At 66.7% G+C, this 16,164-nt stretch carries 15 protein-coding genes; 7 read left to right on the forward strand and 8 right to left on the reverse strand.

Annotation, left to right across the window (positions count from 1 at the left end; translation table 11 throughout):
- Positions 1-37 precede the first annotated feature (37 nt).
- The 6 genes from CJ177_RS49420 to CJ177_RS21795 all read left to right on the forward strand — a co-directional run bounded on the left by CJ177_RS49420 (position 38) and on the right by CJ177_RS21795 (position 5,063).
- Entirely contained in the window at positions 38-112 is a 75-nt protein-coding gene (locus CJ177_RS49420; protein ID WP_143548704.1) for a transposase, read from the forward strand.
- 115 nt (positions 113-227) lie between these two features.
- Positions 228-632 (forward strand): nuclear transport factor 2 family protein, encoded by a 405-nt coding sequence (locus CJ177_RS21775; RefSeq protein ID WP_095868555.1) that lies wholly within the window; start codon positions 228-230, stop codon positions 630-632.
- A gap of 730 nt (positions 633-1,362) precedes the next feature.
- Positions 1,363-2,046 (forward strand): 16S rRNA (guanine(527)-N(7))-methyltransferase RsmG, encoded by a 684-nt coding sequence (gene rsmG / locus CJ177_RS21780; RefSeq protein ID WP_029539744.1) that lies wholly within the window; start codon positions 1,363-1,365, stop codon positions 2,044-2,046.
- Between the two features lie 68 nt (positions 2,047-2,114).
- On the forward strand, positions 2,115-3,128 hold the full coding sequence (locus CJ177_RS21785; protein WP_005249118.1) for a ParA family protein: 1,014 nt from the start codon (positions 2,115-2,117) through the stop codon (positions 3,126-3,128).
- Positions 3,125-4,207, forward strand: a complete 1,083-nt coding sequence (locus CJ177_RS21790) for a ParB/RepB/Spo0J family partition protein (RefSeq protein ID WP_025433644.1) — start codon at positions 3,125-3,127, stop codon at positions 4,205-4,207. The genes CJ177_RS21785 and CJ177_RS21790 overlap by 4 nt, the downstream gene beginning before the upstream one ends.
- Positions 4,208-4,364: 157 nt before the next feature.
- Entirely contained in the window at positions 4,365-5,063 is a 699-nt protein-coding gene (locus CJ177_RS21795) for a hypothetical protein (RefSeq protein ID WP_005249120.1), read from the forward strand.
- Positions 5,064-5,081: 18 nt separating this feature from the next.
- Here CJ177_RS21795 and CJ177_RS21800 read toward each other — a convergent pair whose 3' ends face one another.
- The 5 genes from CJ177_RS21800 to CJ177_RS21820 all read right to left on the reverse strand — a co-directional run bounded on the left by CJ177_RS21800 (position 5,082) and on the right by CJ177_RS21820 (position 10,100).
- Positions 5,082-6,281 carry an N-acetylmuramoyl-L-alanine amidase gene (locus tag CJ177_RS21800; protein WP_005249121.1) on the reverse strand — a complete coding sequence of 400 codons (1,200 nt, stop codon included), beginning with the start codon at positions 6,279-6,281 and terminating at the stop codon, positions 5,082-5,084.
- Positions 6,282-6,441: 160 nt separating this feature from the next.
- Positions 6,442-6,765 carry a thioredoxin gene (gene trxA, locus CJ177_RS21805; protein ID WP_005249122.1) on the reverse strand — a complete coding sequence of 108 codons (324 nt, stop codon included), beginning with the start codon at positions 6,763-6,765 and terminating at the stop codon, positions 6,442-6,444.
- Between the two features lie 44 nt (positions 6,766-6,809).
- The gene (gene trxB, locus CJ177_RS21810; RefSeq protein WP_007301433.1) at positions 6,810-7,793 is read right to left on the reverse strand and encodes a thioredoxin-disulfide reductase; all 984 of its coding nucleotides are present in this window, start codon (positions 7,791-7,793) and stop codon (positions 6,810-6,812) included.
- A 111-nt stretch (positions 7,794-7,904) separates the two neighbouring features.
- Positions 7,905-9,092 carry a 4,4'-dithiodibutanoate disulfide reductase gene (gene nox / locus CJ177_RS21815; protein ID WP_005249124.1) on the reverse strand — a complete coding sequence of 396 codons (1,188 nt, stop codon included), beginning with the start codon at positions 9,090-9,092 and terminating at the stop codon, positions 7,905-7,907.
- A gap of 36 nt (positions 9,093-9,128) precedes the next feature.
- Positions 9,129-10,100, reverse strand: coding sequence for an NAD-dependent epimerase/dehydratase family protein (locus CJ177_RS21820; RefSeq protein WP_095868556.1), 972 nt, complete (start codon positions 10,098-10,100; stop codon positions 9,129-9,131).
- Between the two features lie 89 nt (positions 10,101-10,189).
- Between CJ177_RS21820 and CJ177_RS21825 the strand changes: the two genes are divergently transcribed.
- Positions 10,190-10,762: a TetR/AcrR family transcriptional regulator gene (locus CJ177_RS21825; RefSeq protein ID WP_095868557.1), complete on the forward strand. Its 573-nt coding sequence runs from the start codon at positions 10,190-10,192 to the stop codon at positions 10,760-10,762.
- Between the two features lie 3 nt (positions 10,763-10,765).
- Here CJ177_RS21825 and CJ177_RS21830 read toward each other — a convergent pair whose 3' ends face one another.
- From CJ177_RS21830 to murJ, 3 genes are all read right to left on the reverse strand, one after another.
- Entirely contained in the window at positions 10,766-11,512 is a 747-nt protein-coding gene (locus CJ177_RS21830) for a hypothetical protein (RefSeq protein WP_095868558.1), read from the reverse strand.
- Between the two features lie 78 nt (positions 11,513-11,590).
- Positions 11,591-12,172, reverse strand: coding sequence for an RNA polymerase sigma factor SigM (gene sigM, locus CJ177_RS21835; protein WP_005249128.1), 582 nt, complete (start codon positions 12,170-12,172; stop codon positions 11,591-11,593).
- A gap of 47 nt (positions 12,173-12,219) precedes the next feature.
- Positions 12,220-16,098: a murein biosynthesis integral membrane protein MurJ gene (murJ, locus tag CJ177_RS21840; protein ID WP_095868559.1), complete on the reverse strand. Its 3,879-nt coding sequence runs from the start codon at positions 16,096-16,098 to the stop codon at positions 12,220-12,222.
- Between the last annotated feature and the right edge of the window lie 66 nt (positions 16,099-16,164).

The raw sequence follows: 16,164 nt of genomic DNA on the forward strand, positions 1-16,164 counted from the left end.
GCCAGTCTGCGATTGACCCACACGCGAAGGCCGGTTAATGGAGCGGGTGAACAAGGAGATCAAGCGCAGAGCCCGCGTCGTGGGCATCTTCCCGAACGAGGGTGAGTGTTAGCGATGTCCTGAGGCATACCACTCAGGGGTATTTGTTCCGCGCGATGAGTTTCGACGCTCCTCGAAGTCCACATCATTGAAGCGACCGAACCGGTGCCGTCACCTGGATGGAGTGAATGATGACCGAGGACGAACGTCAGATCCGGAATCTGATCGACCGTTGGGCCGAGGCTGTGCACAGCGGCGACATGGCCGGTGTTCTCGCCGACCACTCCGACGACATTGTGATGTTCGACGTGCCACCGCCATATGAGGGTGCTCGCGGAATCGATGCGTATCGCGAGACGTGGCCGCCGTTCTTCGAATGGCAGTCGAACGGTGCCCGATTCGAGATGGTGTCATTGGATGTGACTGCCGGTGAGGATGTCGCGTTCGCCCATGCACTCCTCCGCTGCGGCACGGAAGCGGAGCTCGCCGACAATCCAGGGAACCGGCTTCGCCTCACCGTGGGATTGCGGAAGGAGGACGGTCGTTGGCTCGTCGCTCACGAACACCACTCCTTTCCAGACACCACAGTCTGACGCCGGTTGATATGGCGCCGCCGCCGGATCGTCGCTTTCACTCGTTTTCGAAGTAATTTAGGTTGTAGTTTCACCCACCCAACCACACCCGGGAGTTTCGTCACTGTGATGATTGAGAAACCGGGATTCCTCGGAGTGACACTGCCGAGAGGTAGCGTCGAGTAGGCGTGGATCGCTGCTACTCGTTGGAGAGGTCCGGCTCGATTGTCGTTCTCTGAAACCCTCCGTCCGCCGGCTTGGGAAGGCCGCCGGGTGATGCGCGGAGTCGGTCGGTGTCCCTCGTCTGTTCCACGTGAAACACGAGTGTCAGTTCTTCCACGTGAAACTGCCCGCACCAAACGGCATGAAATAGGCAACCATCCGATGCGCTCGCGCCGGACCATGTCGGCCTGGGCTAGGGCTGGGTTCGAGTCACGTCCGTGGACGGTATCGCCTGTTCCACGTGAAACATCAGCGCTGCGATCTCGCCGTAGTAGATCTGCGGAACCGTTGCCGGCGATGTGCGCGAGATCGACGTCCGAGAGGGTTCACCGCCGAGGCGACGGTCCGACCTCCGGGGTCGGCGGGATGTACCACCGATAGAGACGACCCAACCCCTCCCCTCCCCCACCGGAAGGGGTGCGGCTCGACACTGTTCCGGCGTTGCGCGTTCGAGTTAAGGGACATAGTCGCGAGCGAGGGCGGATAATGAAGAAGCTGTGTTTGTTGATTTCGCGTTATTCGCGGGAGGATGTTTCACGTGGAACCGAATGGTGGAGAGCCGGCCGAATGGGACGAACAAGCGGCGGCACGCCAGGTGTTCGGTGAACGATTCGATATTGCGGAGCGCTATTACAAGTCCTTGGCGAGCGACGGTGTCGAACGGGGGTTGATCGGACCGCGAGAGGTTCCGCGACTCTGGGAACGTCACCTCCTCAACTGTGCCGTCGTCGGTGAACTGATCGCCGAGGGTGAGTCCGTCGTCGATGTCGGAAGCGGTGCCGGGTTGCCCGGTATCCCCCTCGCGATTGCCCGACCCGATCTCCGTATCACGTTGGTGGAGCCGCTGCTGCGACGGTCGGTGTACCTCGCCGAGTTCGTCGAGTCGAACGGCCTGGACGTGCTCGTGGTTCGGGGCCGCGCCGAGGAGTCGGGTGTGGTGAAGGAAGCCGGTGGCGCAGACGTCGTGACTTCCCGAGCGGTGGCACCGTTGGAGAAGTTGGCCAAGTGGTCGCTGCCGCTTATCCACGAGCATGGGAGAATGCTCGCATTGAAAGGTTCGAGCGCCGCCGAAGAGATTTCCCGTGATCGCGCTTCCCTGACTCGGTTGGGTGCTGGCAAGCTGGATATCGTGGAATGCGGAGTGGGCCTGCTTCCTGTCCCCACCGTTGTCGTTCGGGCAGAACGTGTACCGAAACGCCGTCAGCGTCGATGACGATGTGCACGGTGACTAGGGAGTGAGTATGTCGAGTAACGAGCGATTCCCAATCGAAGGAGTAGTCAATGTCGGGTGGGCCTGAATCCGCCGTTTCACGTGAAACAACTTCACGTGAAACCGACCATCAATCCGACCAGGCGACGAGCTCCGGGAACGGAGACGACGGATTCACGGCCCCTTACAACGGAATCTCCGTCGAGGAGACTCCGATCGGTGCTGCCGCGCACCGCGCAAGCCAGGTGCTGCACCCCCACTCGGTGTCCCTGCCGAAGCCGCCCGAACGGCGGATCCTCACGATCGCCAACCAGAAGGGCGGCGTCGGCAAGACGACGAGTGCGGTCAACCTCGCATCCGCCCTCGCGGTTCAGGGACTCACCGTTCTGGTGATCGACCTCGACCCTCAGGGCAACGCCAGCACCGCGTTGGGCGTCGCTCACCACTCCGGCGTGCCGTCCAGCTATGAGCTTCTCCTCGGTGAGGTGACGGCCGCGGAAGCGATCCAGAAGAGCCCGCACAACGACCGGCTGTTCTGCATCCCGGCCACCATCGACCTCGCCGGCGCCGAGATCGAATTGGTCTCCATGGTCGCCCGCGAGGGGCGGCTGAAGGGCGCACTGTCGGAGAAGGCTCTCGGCGAGGTCGATGCCGACTTCATCCTGATCGACTGCCCGCCCTCGCTCGGACTGCTCACGGTGAACGCGATGGTCGCGGCCAAGGAAGTCCTGATTCCGATCCAGTGCGAGTACTACGCACTCGAGGGTGTGGGACAGCTGCTGCGGAATATCGAACTGGTGCAGGCGCACCTCAACCCGGACCTCCACGTGTCGACGGTCCTTCTCACGATGTACGACGGGCGCACCAAGTTGGCGGACCAGGTGGCCGAAGAGGTTCGCACCCACTTCGGCGACGCCGTCCTGCGCGCTGTCATTCCCCGCAGCGTGAAGGTGTCAGAAGCTCCCGGGTACGGCATGACCGTGCTCGATTACGACCCCGGTTCGCGGGGCGCAATGAGTTACCTCGACGCGGGACGTGAACTCGCAGCACGCACCGCACACATCACGAAGCAGGAGCAGCGATGAGTCAGACGCGTAAGGGTGGACTTGGCCGTGGACTGGCTGCGCTCATTCCTACGGGACCGACCACGACGGGACCGGGGCTGGGCAACGCCGCCGCCGACGTCGTGATCGGGGCGGACCGGCGCAACGTACTGACCGCTCCCGCACCGAACTCGTCGGACGCTGCAACCGACAAGAAGACGGCTCCCGCGTCCACGGGAAACAACGGAGACAGCAACGGCGCCGACGGCGCGTCGGGGAACGGTGCTGAACCCCTCCCCTCCCCCACCGGAGCGGTGTACCGGGAGATCGCTCCCGACCTGATCGAGCGGAACCCCAAGCAGCCGCGTCAGGTGTTCGACGACGACGCTCTCGCCGAACTCGTCCACTCGATCCGCGAGTTCGGGCTGATGCAGCCGATCGTGGTGCGTCCACTCGACGACGGCAAGTTCCAGCTCGTCATGGGCGAGCGTCGGTGGCGTGCCAGCCAGGAGGCCGAGCTGGAGACGATCCCGGCGATCGTCCGCGAGACCGGCGACGACGCGATGCTCCGCGACGCGCTCCTGGAGAACATCCACCGCGTGCAGCTGAACCCGCTCGAAGAGGCGGCGGCGTATCAGCAGTTGCTCGAAGAGTTCGAGGTGACCCACGAGGAACTGGCGGCGAAGATCGGCCGCTCGCGTCCCGTCGTGACGAACATGATCCGACTGCTGAAGTTGCCGATTCCCGTGCAACGACGCGTCGCTGCGGGCGTGCTGTCCGCCGGTCACGCTCGCGCCCTGCTGTCGCTCGAGGCAGGAGCCGACGCGCAAGAAGTGATGGCAGCACGCATCGTTGCGGAGGGCATGTCTGTTCGCGCGACGGAGGAGGCGGTGACGCTCGCCAACCGCAGCGACGACCAGGCAGCCCAGCCCGCCCAGCGTCGTAAGCCGATCCAGATGCCGGGACTGCAGGACGTCGCCGAGCGGCTGTCGGATTCATTCGACACGAGGGTCACGGTCAGCCTCGGCAAGCGCAAGGGCAAGATTGTGGTCGAGTTCGGTTCGGTGGACGATCTTCAGAGGATCGTTGGGATGATGGAGGCACAGAAGGCCGATTCATGAGCGCCTGACGGAGGTAGAAGTACCCGCGGATGATCCGTCACTGTGACAGTGGCCGATGACGGACCGAGTCCGGCAGAACTATCGGGGGCGAAAAACGTTGAATACCAGAGGATGTCGAATGATCTGCGGTAGTGACATATGGAGGCTGAGCTAGCCAGTGTCGACTCACGTCACATCGCTCACTCTCGACGGCTTGGACAAGCTCTCCGCCCACGCTCGTCGCTGTGTCTTCTGGGAAATGGATCCGGCGGCGATCCACAGTTCGCGCGGATTCTGCGACCAGGAGTTCGAGAAGGAAGCCTGGCTCTCGATGGTCATGCTCGAATGGGGATCGTGCGGTCAGGTGGCCGTCATGGACGGGAAGCCGGTCGGCAGCGCCCTCTACGCTCCCCCACGGACGGTGCCGCGCGCTCAGCTTCTCCCGACCGCTCCCGTCGGTGCCGACGCCGTTCTCCTCACGAGCCTCCGGCTCGAGCCTGCCGGCGAAGAACAGAATCTCGGAACCACGTTGATCCAGGCCGTGGTGGCCGATCTGGTGCGCCGCGGTGTTCGCGCCCTCGAGGCGTTCGGTATCCGCAATACCGACGGAACCGGGCCGATCGACACACACGGGATGGCGTCAGCCACTGCGGCCCGTGAGTGCTCACCCGAGGAGTGCATGATCCCGGCCGATTTCCTCGAGGACAACGGCTTCGAAATCGTCGCGCCCCATCACCGGTTCCCGCGCCTGCGGCTCGAGCTGAACCGGGATCACGGATGGAAGGAAGACGTGGAGGCTGCCCTGGAGCGCCTGATCCACACGGCGTCGGTGAGCATGGTCGACATCGGGGAGCGCACACCCGTCGGTGCGCACTGAGCGCTCGGGAACGAGAAGTCAGGAACGTTCGGAGGAAGACAGCTCTTCGGCGAGCAACTCGGCGAACGTGAACGTTCCGGTCGGCTGATCGTCCTGACCGAGCAGGTACAGACGCTTCACGGAGATGAGGATCGCTTCGGCGATGGCGTCGCGTGCCCGCGGGTTGGAGAGCACCGCGGCATCGAGGTCATTGGTGAGGTACCCGAGGTCGATCTGCACGGTCGGCATGTTCGTCAGACGCAGCAGGTCCCAGGTGCGGCCGTGGGTCCGGCAGTCCTGCAAAGGCGTGCGGGCCACGATCTCCCGCTGGATGAATCCGGTGAGAACCTGACCGATCATCGACGTCGAACCGTGCGAGTTGCCGAAGTGGAAGCTCGCGACACCGTTGGCGGACGGGCTGGTGTTGCCATCGCAGCGCAACGAGATCATCAGGTCGGCGTCGAAGGCGTTCGACGTGGATGCGCGTTCGATGTCTGTGGGGTTCGCGTGGTGCGGGCGGGACAGGAACGTTTCCATGCCCGTCGCGGCCATGCGGCCCTCGAGGCGGCTGGCGAGGTCCCACAGGATGTCGGATTCCGAGATCGTGCCGTACGGGGACCGCACGATGGTGCCGTAGGTGTCGCCGCCGAGGCCCGGATCGATGACGATCCGCTTGCCGCTCAGCTGGGGTCCGGAGCTGCGAACCATTTCTTCTTCGCTCATCGCATGCGGTGAACCACCGGTGACGCGGGTGCCGAGCAACTCGAGCGACCGCAGGGTGGCCGGACCGCAGATGCCGTCGGCGGCGATCCCGATCTCCCGCTGGAACGAGGACAGCGAGTCGTGGGTCTGCGGGCCGAAGAAGCCGTCGACGCGTCCGACGTAGAAGCCGAGATCCTGCAGGCGGGTCTGCAGGGTGGCGACGTCGTCGCCGTAGAGCGGTGCGGACAGCTGGTAGATCAGCGTGCGCGCGCCCAGGCGGTACGACGCCTCTTTCATGGACCGGTAGGTGGCAGGACCCACGATTCCGTCGACGAGAAGCCCACGCTGCTGCTGGAAGGCCCGTACGGCGCTGTCCAGGTGATGATCGAACACGGCGTCGGGAGCAATCCAGTGCGAACCGTTGGTGCCCTCGCGCCGGCTGTCGGCGACTCCGTTGTGCAGGAAACCGAGACCGGCCAGAGTGCCCCGAATCTCAGCGACGGCCGGACCATGGTCGCCGTGACGGAGTCGGTGCATGTTTCAGGGCCTCTCAGTCCGAATCAACGAGTACATACTCGGTACAAACAAAACGATCGATGTGTTCCGGTCGGTCTAGCTGATGCGACTGGAGCACATCGATCGATTGTCTCAGAGATTCCCACAAAATCGGGAATCGCGCTGGGTGTTCGGGTGTCGATCAGAGAACGTCGGCGAGCTCTTTCAGCAGCGCAGCCTTGCCCTTGGTGCCGACGATCGTGTTGATCGGCTTGCCGTCCTTGAACAGGATCAGCGTGGGGATCGACATGACCTGGAAGTCGCGGGCAGCGCCCGGGTTCGCGTCGATGTCGAGCTTCGCGATGGTCAGCTTGTCGCTGTGCTCACCGGCGATCTCCTCCAGGACGGGGGCGATCATCTTGCACGGGCCGCACCAGGTGGCCCAGAAGTCGACGAGGACGGGCTTGTCGCTGGAAATGACGTCCTGCTGGAACGAATCATCGGTGATGGTGACGGTGTTCGACACGGGGATTTCCCTTACTCGAGGTGGTCGGTGGGTGTGTGGTGAGCTCAGGCGTCGACCGGCGAGCCGGCGGCGGCGACGGTGTTGGCCGTGATGTCGCCGCGCTCTGCGAGCCAGCGCTCGGCATCCATGGCCGCGGAACATCCGGTCCCCGCGGCGGTGATCGCCTGCTGGTAGATGTGATCGACCAGGTCGCCGGCGGCGAAGACGCCGTCCACGGAGGTGGCGGTGGTCGGCGTCTTGACGATCACGTAGCCGGCGTCGTCGAGGTCGACCTGTCCCTTGACCAGTTCGCTGCGCGGGTCGTGGCCGATGGCGACGAACATGCCGGTCACGTCCAGCGTGGACGTCTCACCGGTGACGGTGTCGCGGATCACGAGGCCGGTGACGCTGTTCTCGCCCAGCACCTCGACGGGCGCCGCGTTGGTCACGAACCGGATCTTCGCGTTCGCCTTGGCGCGCTCGAGCATGATGCGGGACGCACGGAACTCCTCGCGGCGGTGCACCACGGTGACGCTGCGGGCGAAGCGGGTGAGGAAGGTGGCCTCCTCCATGGCGGAGTCGCCGCCGCCGACCACGACGATGTCCTGATCCTTGAAGAAGAACCCGTCGCACGTGGCGCAGGCGCTGACGCCGCGGCCGAGCAACTTCTCTTCACCCGGAATCCCCAGGTAACGGGCTGCGGCGCCCATTGCCAGCACGACGGCGTGCGCCTGGTAGGTCTCGCCGTTCACGACGACCTTCTTGATCGGGCCGGTGAGGTCGAGTTCCTCGACGTCCTCGGTGCGGATGTCGGTGCCGAAGCGCTTGGCCTGCTCGCGCATCTGATCCATCAGGTCGGGGCCCATGATTCCCTCACGGAATCCGGGGAAGTTCTCGACCTCGGTGGTGGTCATGAGGGCGCCACCGAACTGGGTCCCCTCGAACTGCAGCGGTTCGAGTTCCGCGCGCGCCGCGTAGACGGCAGCGGTGTATCCGGCAGGTCCCGAACCAACGATGATGAGTTCATGAACCGTCGATGGAGTGGTCATGCGGGCCTTCCAGTAGTGAGGGGTGCTCAGTCGTATGGATCAACACAAGACTAAAGGGTGTTGTTCCCCGACTGCAGGTGATACCGGTCGCTCCCCTCGCAGGCGCCCTGATCAGCGCAGAGTCTCCCGGATGACGCAGCGGGTGCCCGTGTAGATGGTGGGCATGCATTTGTTGCAGTGGATGCAGAGTCCCTCGGGCACGTGCCGGTCGCGGAACTTGTTGACGAGATCCGGGTCGCGGAGCAGGGCGCGCGCCATCGCGACGAACTCGAACCCTTCGCCGAGTGCGTTCTCGATGGTGTCCAGCCTGTTGACGCCGCCGAGGAGGATGAGCGGCATCGACAGGGCCTCGCGGAACTGCCGGGCCATCGGGAGGAAGAAGGCTTCCTCGAACGGGTAGGTCGGAAAGATGCGCGGCCCGTAGACCTTCAGGCCCCAGCCCACCAGCTTGGGCTGTGAGGCAACGAATTCCGCCATGGGGACCTCGCCGCGGAAGAAGTACATCCCGTTGAGCAACGAGCTGCCGCCGGTGAGCTGCAGTGCGTCGAGGTGCCCGTCGGCTTCGAGGAGCTGCGCGATGCGAAGACTGTCGTCGAGCCACAGCCCTTTCGGAACACCGTCCGTCATGTTGAATTTGGCCGTGACGGCCACCGAGTCGCCGACGGCGTGGCGCACTCTCTCGATCACCCGCCGGGGGAAGGCTGCCCGCCGCTCCAGGCTGCCCCCGTACTCGTCGGTGCGCTTGTTGAGGTTGGGACTCATGAACGAGCTGAGAAGATAGTTGTGGCCGAGGTGGACCTCGATCGCGTCGAATCCGGCCTCGACGGCATTGCGGGCCGCGTCCTCGAAGTCGCGGGTGACCTGGTCGAGTTCGTCCCGCGTGGCACCCTTCACCAGACCCATGGCGGGCGGACTGAGCCGCGTGGACGGCGCGAGGGTCTTGGTGCGGTTGGACAGCGTGTTCGCGACGAGACCGGCATGACCGATCTGCGCCGCGACCGACCCCCCTTCGGCGTGGACGGCGTCGGTGAGCCGGCGCAGATCGGGGACGCGGGCACGGTCGAGCACAAGAGTGTTCGCGTGGACGCGGCCGCCGGGTGAGACGGCGCAGTACGCGACGGTCGTCAGTGCGGCACCACCGCGAGCGACCTCGGCGTGGAAGTCGACGAGCTGGTCGGTGACCCGGCCGCGCGGCATGACGCCCTCGAACGTGGCCGCCTTCACGATTCGGTTGCGCAACGTCAGGGGTCCCAGGCGGGCCGGCTCCCAGATGCCGGGGTGAGGTGGTGGAACGGTCATGGTGGTCTGCCTTCGAGGGTGGGGGTGTGAGGGCGTTCAGGCGAAGGTCGCGGCCAGCGCCGCGCGGGCAGGTCGCCAGGTGAGCCCGAGCTCGTCGCGGGTTCGCGAGTCGTCGGTGGGGGTCGCGGAGGTGAGCAGCCAGGCGGCCTCGTAACTGAGCCCGGCGCTGAGGGGTGTGAACTTGCCGATCACGTCGGCGATCCGCCCGAGCGTGCGAAAGCTGCTGCCCGACAGCGGGATGCGCCGGAGTCGACGGCCCGAGGAGTGTTCGAGGACGTCGATGAGCTGGTTGAACTCGACGAGTTCGCCGCCGCAGACGTATCGCCGGGGACCGTGGCCGGGGTGCATCGCGGCGGCGTGGACCGCGGCCACGTCGCGGACGTCGATCATCTGCATGCCACCGTCGAATCGGGGTGCCACCCCGCCGCTGATGATCGCGCCCCATCCCTGTTCGGTGACGCCCTGCGTGGATCCGAGCCCGGGACCGACGACGCTCGTCGGGTAGGTGATGATCACGGGGGCGCCCGCGTCCTGGAGCGCTCGGGCGATGCGATCGGCCGCGGCTTTGGTGCGGCCGTACGCGCTGCGACCCGACGCCGTCGGACTGTCCGGTCCGATGACGGCGTCGGGCGACGGAAACAGGGCGCTGAAACTCGCGACGTGGATGATCGGGTCGAGTCCGAGGAAGGCCGCCCGGGTGAGGATCGCGGCGGTGGCCTGCGTGTTGATCTCCCACATCAGTTGTTCGCGTCGGTCGTCGGTGCCCACCACCCCGGCGGCGTGGAGGAGGGCGTCGCAGCCGTCGAGGAGGCGTCCGACCGCCTGGGTGTCGCGGATGTCGCCGACCACCTGCTCGATCCGCGCGGCGTCGTCCCCGGCCGCCGCCAGCAGGGCGTCGGGAGATTCGGCGGGCAGCACCAGCAGTCGAACCGTGTGGCTGGCGGCGAGGAGCGCCAGCGTGGTGTGGGCGCCGACGTATCCGGTGCCGCCGGTGACCGCGATCTTCATGTGTCCGCCCTGTTCGAATTACGGTGCCACTGGACTCGTAATAGGCACGATATAGCGCGGAAGGCACTTCTGTCCCACAATTCGAACCAATGAATGCAACTGGAACCGGCCGCCCCCGCGACCCCCGGATCGACACCGACGTCCTCGCGGTCACCCGGGCGATGCTCGTGGAATCGGGCTGGGAACAACTCAGCATGCGGGCCATCGCGACCCGCTCCGGGGTGAGCAGGGCGTCCATCACCAGACGGTGGCCGTCGAAGGCGCACCTCGTTCTCGACGCCATCCTCGGCGCGACACCCGACCTGACACCGTTCGAGGGCACCGATCGCGAAGGCTGGGTCCGCTGGGTGGTGACCGGCAGCGCCGAATTGTTCTCACGACCGGAGGTGCGAGCGGCCACGCCGGGTCTGCTGGCGGCGATCCGGGACCACGACGATCTCCGGACCGCGCTCTGGCGGGGATTCAGCGGGCCGAGTACTCAGCTGTTCGGGAGCGAGGGTGGCCCGGATGAGTCGAGCACCGCGACGGCGGTGCTGGTGCTCGCCGCAGGTGCCGCACTGTTCACGAGCCTGATCGCCGTCGAGGACGACACTCCGGAACTGCGTGCGAAGATCCTCGAGCTCCTCATGCCGGTCGCGCGTTCGGAGCGGGAAAGATCCTGATAATCAACCGATCTCGGTGACAGCGATCGTCGCCGGATCTCCCGCGCCGCACTCGCGGCCCACCACCAGGGCCGTGATCTGCGGCGGACGCGGCGCAGCCACCAGCAGCAGTACCCCGGGAACACCGTCGAGGCGAACCTCACCGGACCCGAGAAGGGGGCGGGACGTTTCGATGCCGTTGGCGCGCAGGCATTCTGCGAGCTGTGCGGGATCCTCGAGTGGTCCGAGCTGCCGCGAACCGATCACGGTGAGGAGGCGTCCGGAATCGAGATCGGTGCCCAGATCGAGAACGGCTGGTGCCGGTGAGGTTTCGGAACTGGGCAGGGCAACGGCCGGCTCGGATTCCCGGCTGTCCGGCGTGACGACCGCGACGGCCACCACGACCGCTGCCGCCGCCGCGAAGGTCCCCGCGGCCGCAGCCGCCCACTTCCGTCGCCGGGCGAGCGGCACCACGGTGGCCTCGGCAGGTGTGTCCCGTTCCGCCGCGAGAGCGCGGTTGATGCGGTCGGCGACGTCGGCGGGAATCGGGGTCGAGACGGAATGATCGCGTCCGAGCGCGCCCAGCTGATCGGTGACCCGGTCGAGTGCGTCGATCACGGCCATGGCCTGCGGGTCTTTCCGGACGAGCGGCCACAGGCGATCGCTGACCGACTCCGGCAGCACCCCGGCGTGGAGATCGGCGAGCAGGTCCTCGGAGTACGGCGGTGCGGGCAGCGCGGCATCGGAAGGGTCGGGTTCACGGTCGGCCATGGCACCTCCTCACCGGTTCATTGTGGTCCGGGACATCGGGACACTTCCCCGCCCCTACTACGTTTTGACGCCCCGGAGTCACGATCGGTTCCCCTCCACCCGAAAATATTCGAGAGAGGAGGCCAGCTTCTTCCGGCCGCGGGCGCAGCGGCTCTTGACGGTGCCTTCCGGAACCCCGAGAAGCGCGGCCGCCTCGCTGGTCGAACGGCCCTCGAGGTCGACAGCCACGATCGCGGTCCGCTGGTCCGGGGGGAGCTGCGCCAGTGCGCGCTCGACCACCAGGCTGAGCTCCACCTCGGAAACGTAGTCGCGGGTGTCGCGCGGTTCGTCGTCCTCGTCGGCGGACAGGGACACCGCCGGCCGAGCCTTGTTCCGGCGGATGCGGTCGAGGCAGGCGTTGACCACGATCGTGTGCAGCCAGCTCCGGACCGCGGCGTCCCGGCGGAACGAGCCCGCGTTGCGGTGCGCGGACAGCAGCGCCTCCTGCAGGGCGTCCGCCGCGTCCTCGGTGGTGTAGCTGGTGCGTTTGGCGACGTGCCACAGATGGTCGTAGTGCCGTCCGAGCAGTGTCTCGAATGCGTGCCGATCGCCGGCGACGTGCGCAGCCAACAGGTCGACGTCCGAGGGCTCACCCTCGGAATCCCCCCGGAAGATTCGCACCGGCGGATGTTAGCTCAGTTCGCCGATCCGCGAGCACCGGGTGCCGACTACGTCGCGGCGTTGAAACCGATGTCGGCGATGGACGATTGGTTCTTGCCACCGGAATTGCTCAGGCCGGTGATCCACACCAGGACGTTCTTGCTGGGTCCCTCCGACTTCACCGGGATCTCGGTGACACCGTTGCCGAGGACCTTCGAGCCGAGCACCTGCGTCTGGTCGAGGGTCGGGTTCTCCGACGGCGCGCTGCGAATCTCGACGTTGGTGCCCGGTGTCGGCGAGTTGATCCACACGCTCGACAGTGTCGCCGGCTCGTCCAGCGTGACCATCAGGCCCACACCGTTCTTCAGCGCGGGGAACGGCTGGAAGTACGAGTCGGTGCTCCACACGGTGGACGTGTTGCCGTCGACGGCCAGCCGGGCGTTCGCGGCGGAGTCGGGTGTGCCCTGCGGCGAGAACACCGTCGCCCCCGAGGGGCTGACCGGCGCGACGTTCGCGGCCGGGGCGGGCGCGGGCGCGGGCGACTCGGGGTTGGGCGGGGCCTCGGCCGACGTGGTGAGCCCGAAGTCCTGTTCGGTGAGCGGCGCGTCCGAACTACTGCCCGTGAGGAACGTCGCGAGCCAGAAGCCCAGGAGCGCCAGCACGATGATCGTCACGACCGCGAGGCCCACGAGCGCCGCGATCATCCGGTTGGACTTCTTCTTCTCCGCCTCCAGTGCTTCCGGGTCGGCGAGAGCGTGATCGGTCGTGCCGGGGCCACGTTGCCCGAGCCTCAGCACGGGGATGAATTCGGTCTTGTCGTTGACGACGGACGCCTGGTCGAGAATGTGCTGCACGGTGGCCGCCGTGCGGATTCCCCCGTTCGGCTCGAGTGAGCGCAGCGCCACCGCGGAAATCTCGAACGGGACCTCCGGCCGGATCACCCGCGGTCCGATGGGCTGCCCGCTCGAGTCGCGGTCGGCCAGTCGCATACCGCCGACGCTGCCCGGACGGTTCGAACCCGACGGGTCACCCGCGGGAGCGGACGGGTCGCCCAGCGGCCAGCGCGCGGTGATGAGGGCGTAGAGCATGGCGCCCAGTCCGCGCACGTCGGAACTCGAGTCGGAGTCGGCGAGCGTGGCCGGGAACGCCAGCACGGCATCGCCGTTGATGCTGATACGGACGCGGTCGGGGTGGTCGATGGACAGTGCCCCACCGGCCCGGTGCGCGGTCTCGGCGGCCGCGGCGAGCGCGCGGATGGCACTGGCGGCGCCGATCGGAGACGGCTTGGTGTCGGCCATCTCCCGCAGCGAGCGGCCCGGGGTCCATTCGGCGACGACGATGCCGCCGGAGCTACCGCGGACCACATCGAGCACACGGGCGAGTCCCGGCGAGTTGATCCGGCCCAGTCGCAGGGTGCGCGACAGAATGGCTTGCGGGCCTTCGGGACCGGCCGAGGTGGAGCGCTGTTCGGCATCCACGAACGTCAGAGCCACCTCGCGGTCGAGCTTGACGTCCAGCGCCTGCCAGAACTGCAGTCCCCGCGAACCGCCGTGCGGTGTCAGCAGGCGGTACCGACCGCCCGCGACGGACGCGCCGGGAATGAGCTTGGGGCCACGGGGAGTACGACGAGGACCTGCGCCGGGCTCACGTCCGGGCGCCGGTGTGATCGGGATCACACCGGTGTCGTAACTGAGATCCCGTGCGGGGGCCGCGCCCATGTGACGTGTGTCTCTGGGCGATTCGCCTGCGTCGTCGGCGGGAGTCTTCGGCGCAGCCTTCGTCTGCGCATCCGCAGGATCGCCGGTCTCCTTGCTCTGCCCTGTTTTCGGAGTGTCTGCGGAGCCCGAGGACGTGGCTGCGTCCTTCTTCTGCGGTGCGTCGGTGCCGGCCTGCTTGTCGGACTTCGCGGAGTCGGTGGAGGCCGACTCGGACGAGATCCGGGTGGTCGGGGCGTCGACGCCGTTGGGGGCGGCGGCCGAATCGCGTTCGGACGCTTGCACCGTAGAACCTCCGGCTCTCTTGCTGCCGGCCACGTCGTCGTCGCTCACCCTCACTCCTTCATTCTCGAATGCCCAACTCCGACCAGTACCGGGCGGCGATCCGACCCGCTCGTGTCCAGGGTACGGGAGTCCACCGGGTCGTTCGATACCACGCGGCTGTGCCCCGAAGTCGTGCGGTGTGGCGCGGACCACGGGAATCAGTTCTGTTTCGGCGTCTGCGAGCGGGTCGGCCTCCGGTTCCGGTGCGGCGCCGCGGCCGCGCAGGGCGCGAACCTTGCGGGCGACGGCGACGGTGATGGACACGATTTCGGGGATCTTCGCGAACCAGAGGATCACGAAGGTGACGACGAGCATGAGGACACCGCTGATCATGACCCGGACCATCGAGCCCGGACCGCCGAACAAACTGGTGAGGCGGTCGAGCCCGAGGAGGCGGTCGGCGCCGAGCATGACGAGCGCACCCGCCATCGACGCGAGCACCACCACCCACACCGTCTTGCCGACGTTCGCCATCTGCAGGTTGCCGAGACTGCGGTGCAACAGCCAGCCCCCGACGAGCGCGCCGGTGATGTAGCCGAGGCCGTTGGCCACGCCGAGCAGGATCACCACCTGGTCGTCGCTGGAGGCGATCATCGGGGTGAGCGCCGACAGCGCGATCTTCACCGCGGTGATCCCCAGGACGATCCACGTGGGGGTCCACGCCTGCTCGCGGGCGTAGAACACGCGGAGCTGGATCAGCACCAGGGAATAGGGAATGAGCGTGAAGGCCGACCAGCTGACGGCCTGACCGAGGCGTTCGGCGTCACCGGTCCCGAAGTTGCCGTATCCGTAGAGCGCCTGGCCGATCTCGGGGCCGGCGAACGTGAGGAACGTGATGATCGGGATGAGGGAGATCATCGTCAGGCGGGTGGCGACGGACAGGTCGTCGACCACGGCCGGGGTGTCGTCGGCGGCGGCGTTGCGGCTGAGTCGCGGCATGATCGCCGTCAGCACCGTCACACCGAGCACGCCGTACGGCAGCTGCAGCAGGAGCCACGCGTTGTTGTAGATCGCGGGACCCGACGCGTCCGCGTGTGACGAGATGCGGGTGGCGACGATCATGCCCGCCTGGCTGATCAGCACGTACAGGATGATCGCGACGGCCATGCCGCCGAATTGCTTGAGCCGGTCGTCGAGACCCCACAGCGGTTTCAGCGAGATGCCTTCGCGCCGGATCGCAGGCACCAGGCTCATCGCCTGCACCACGACACCGAGCGTGACGCCCACACCGAGGACCAGCAGTTTCGGGTCGCTCATCCGCACCGGGTCGAGGGTGATCTCCCCCGGTGTCGCGTAGTAGATCACCAGCACGGTGAGCATCACGACGTTGTTCAGCACCGGCGCCCACGCACCGGGTTTGAACACCTGCCGGGTGTTGAGAATGGCCGTGAGCAGCGCCGACAGTCCGTAGAACAGGATCGCGGGCAGGAGGAGATAGGACAGAGCTGTGGTGAGGGACGTGTTCACCTTGCCGTCGGCCGACAGGAAGACATGCGTGGTGAGCACGGGTGCGGCGGCGGTCGCCAGCAACGCCGCCGTTCCGAGCAGCACACACGTGGCGGTGAACAGGCGTCGCACGAACGCGGCACCCTGGTCCGGGTCCTCGCGTTCGGCGCGCACCAGGACGGGCACCACGATCGCGGTGAGCACCGCTCCCAGCACGAGCTCGGAGATCATGTTCGGGATCTGGCTGGCGACGGTGAACGAGCTGGCCACCGACCCACCCAGCAGCGTCAGGACGAGGAGCTGCTTGGCGAATCCGGTGATGCGGCTGACGAGCGTCGCCACCGCGATCGAACCGGTGGACGCCAGCAGTCGGGAGTTGCTCTGCTTCTGCGGCGCGGTCGAGGGCCCGGAGTCCCGGACCGGAGGCGGCGAGGGGTCGACCCGGATGGCCGCGAACTGCACTGTCGGCGCCTCGTCCGGCCGGATTTCCCGAGCCCAGTGGTCGCGCTCCCACGGCGCGACCCGGGG

This window comes from Rhodococcus sp. ACPA1, from assembly GCF_002300195.1.
Lineage (GTDB): Bacteria > Actinomycetota > Actinomycetes > Mycobacteriales > Mycobacteriaceae > Rhodococcus_F > Rhodococcus_F opacus.

Bases quoted from the DNA above. Each gene is read 5' to 3' on its own strand.
- CJ177_RS21775 (WP_095868555.1), top strand. From the start codon at position 228: ATGATGACCGAGGACGAACGTCAGATCCGGAATCTGATCGACCGTTGG.
- rsmG (WP_029539744.1), top strand. From the start codon at position 1,363: ATGTTTCACGTGGAACCGAATGGTGGAGAGCCGGCCGAATGGGACGAA.
- CJ177_RS21785 (WP_005249118.1), top strand. From the start codon at position 2,115: ATGTCGGGTGGGCCTGAATCCGCCGTTTCACGTGAAACAACTTCACGT.
- CJ177_RS21790 (WP_025433644.1), top strand. From the start codon at position 3,125: ATGAGTCAGACGCGTAAGGGTGGACTTGGCCGTGGACTGGCTGCGCTC.
- CJ177_RS21800 (WP_005249121.1), bottom strand. From the start codon at position 6,281: ATGCACCGACTCCGTCACGGCGACCATGGTCCGGCCGTCGCTGAGATT.
- trxB (WP_007301433.1), bottom strand. From the start codon at position 7,793: ATGACCACTCCATCGACGGTTCATGAACTCATCATCGTTGGTTCGGGA.
- nox (WP_005249124.1), bottom strand. From the start codon at position 9,092: ATGACCGTTCCACCACCTCACCCCGGCATCTGGGAGCCGGCCCGCCTG.
- CJ177_RS21820 (WP_095868556.1), bottom strand. From the start codon at position 10,100: ATGAAGATCGCGGTCACCGGCGGCACCGGATACGTCGGCGCCCACACC.
- CJ177_RS21825 (WP_095868557.1), top strand. From the start codon at position 10,190: ATGAATGCAACTGGAACCGGCCGCCCCCGCGACCCCCGGATCGACACC.
- CJ177_RS21830 (WP_095868558.1), bottom strand. From the start codon at position 11,512: ATGGCCGACCGTGAACCCGACCCTTCCGATGCCGCGCTGCCCGCACCG.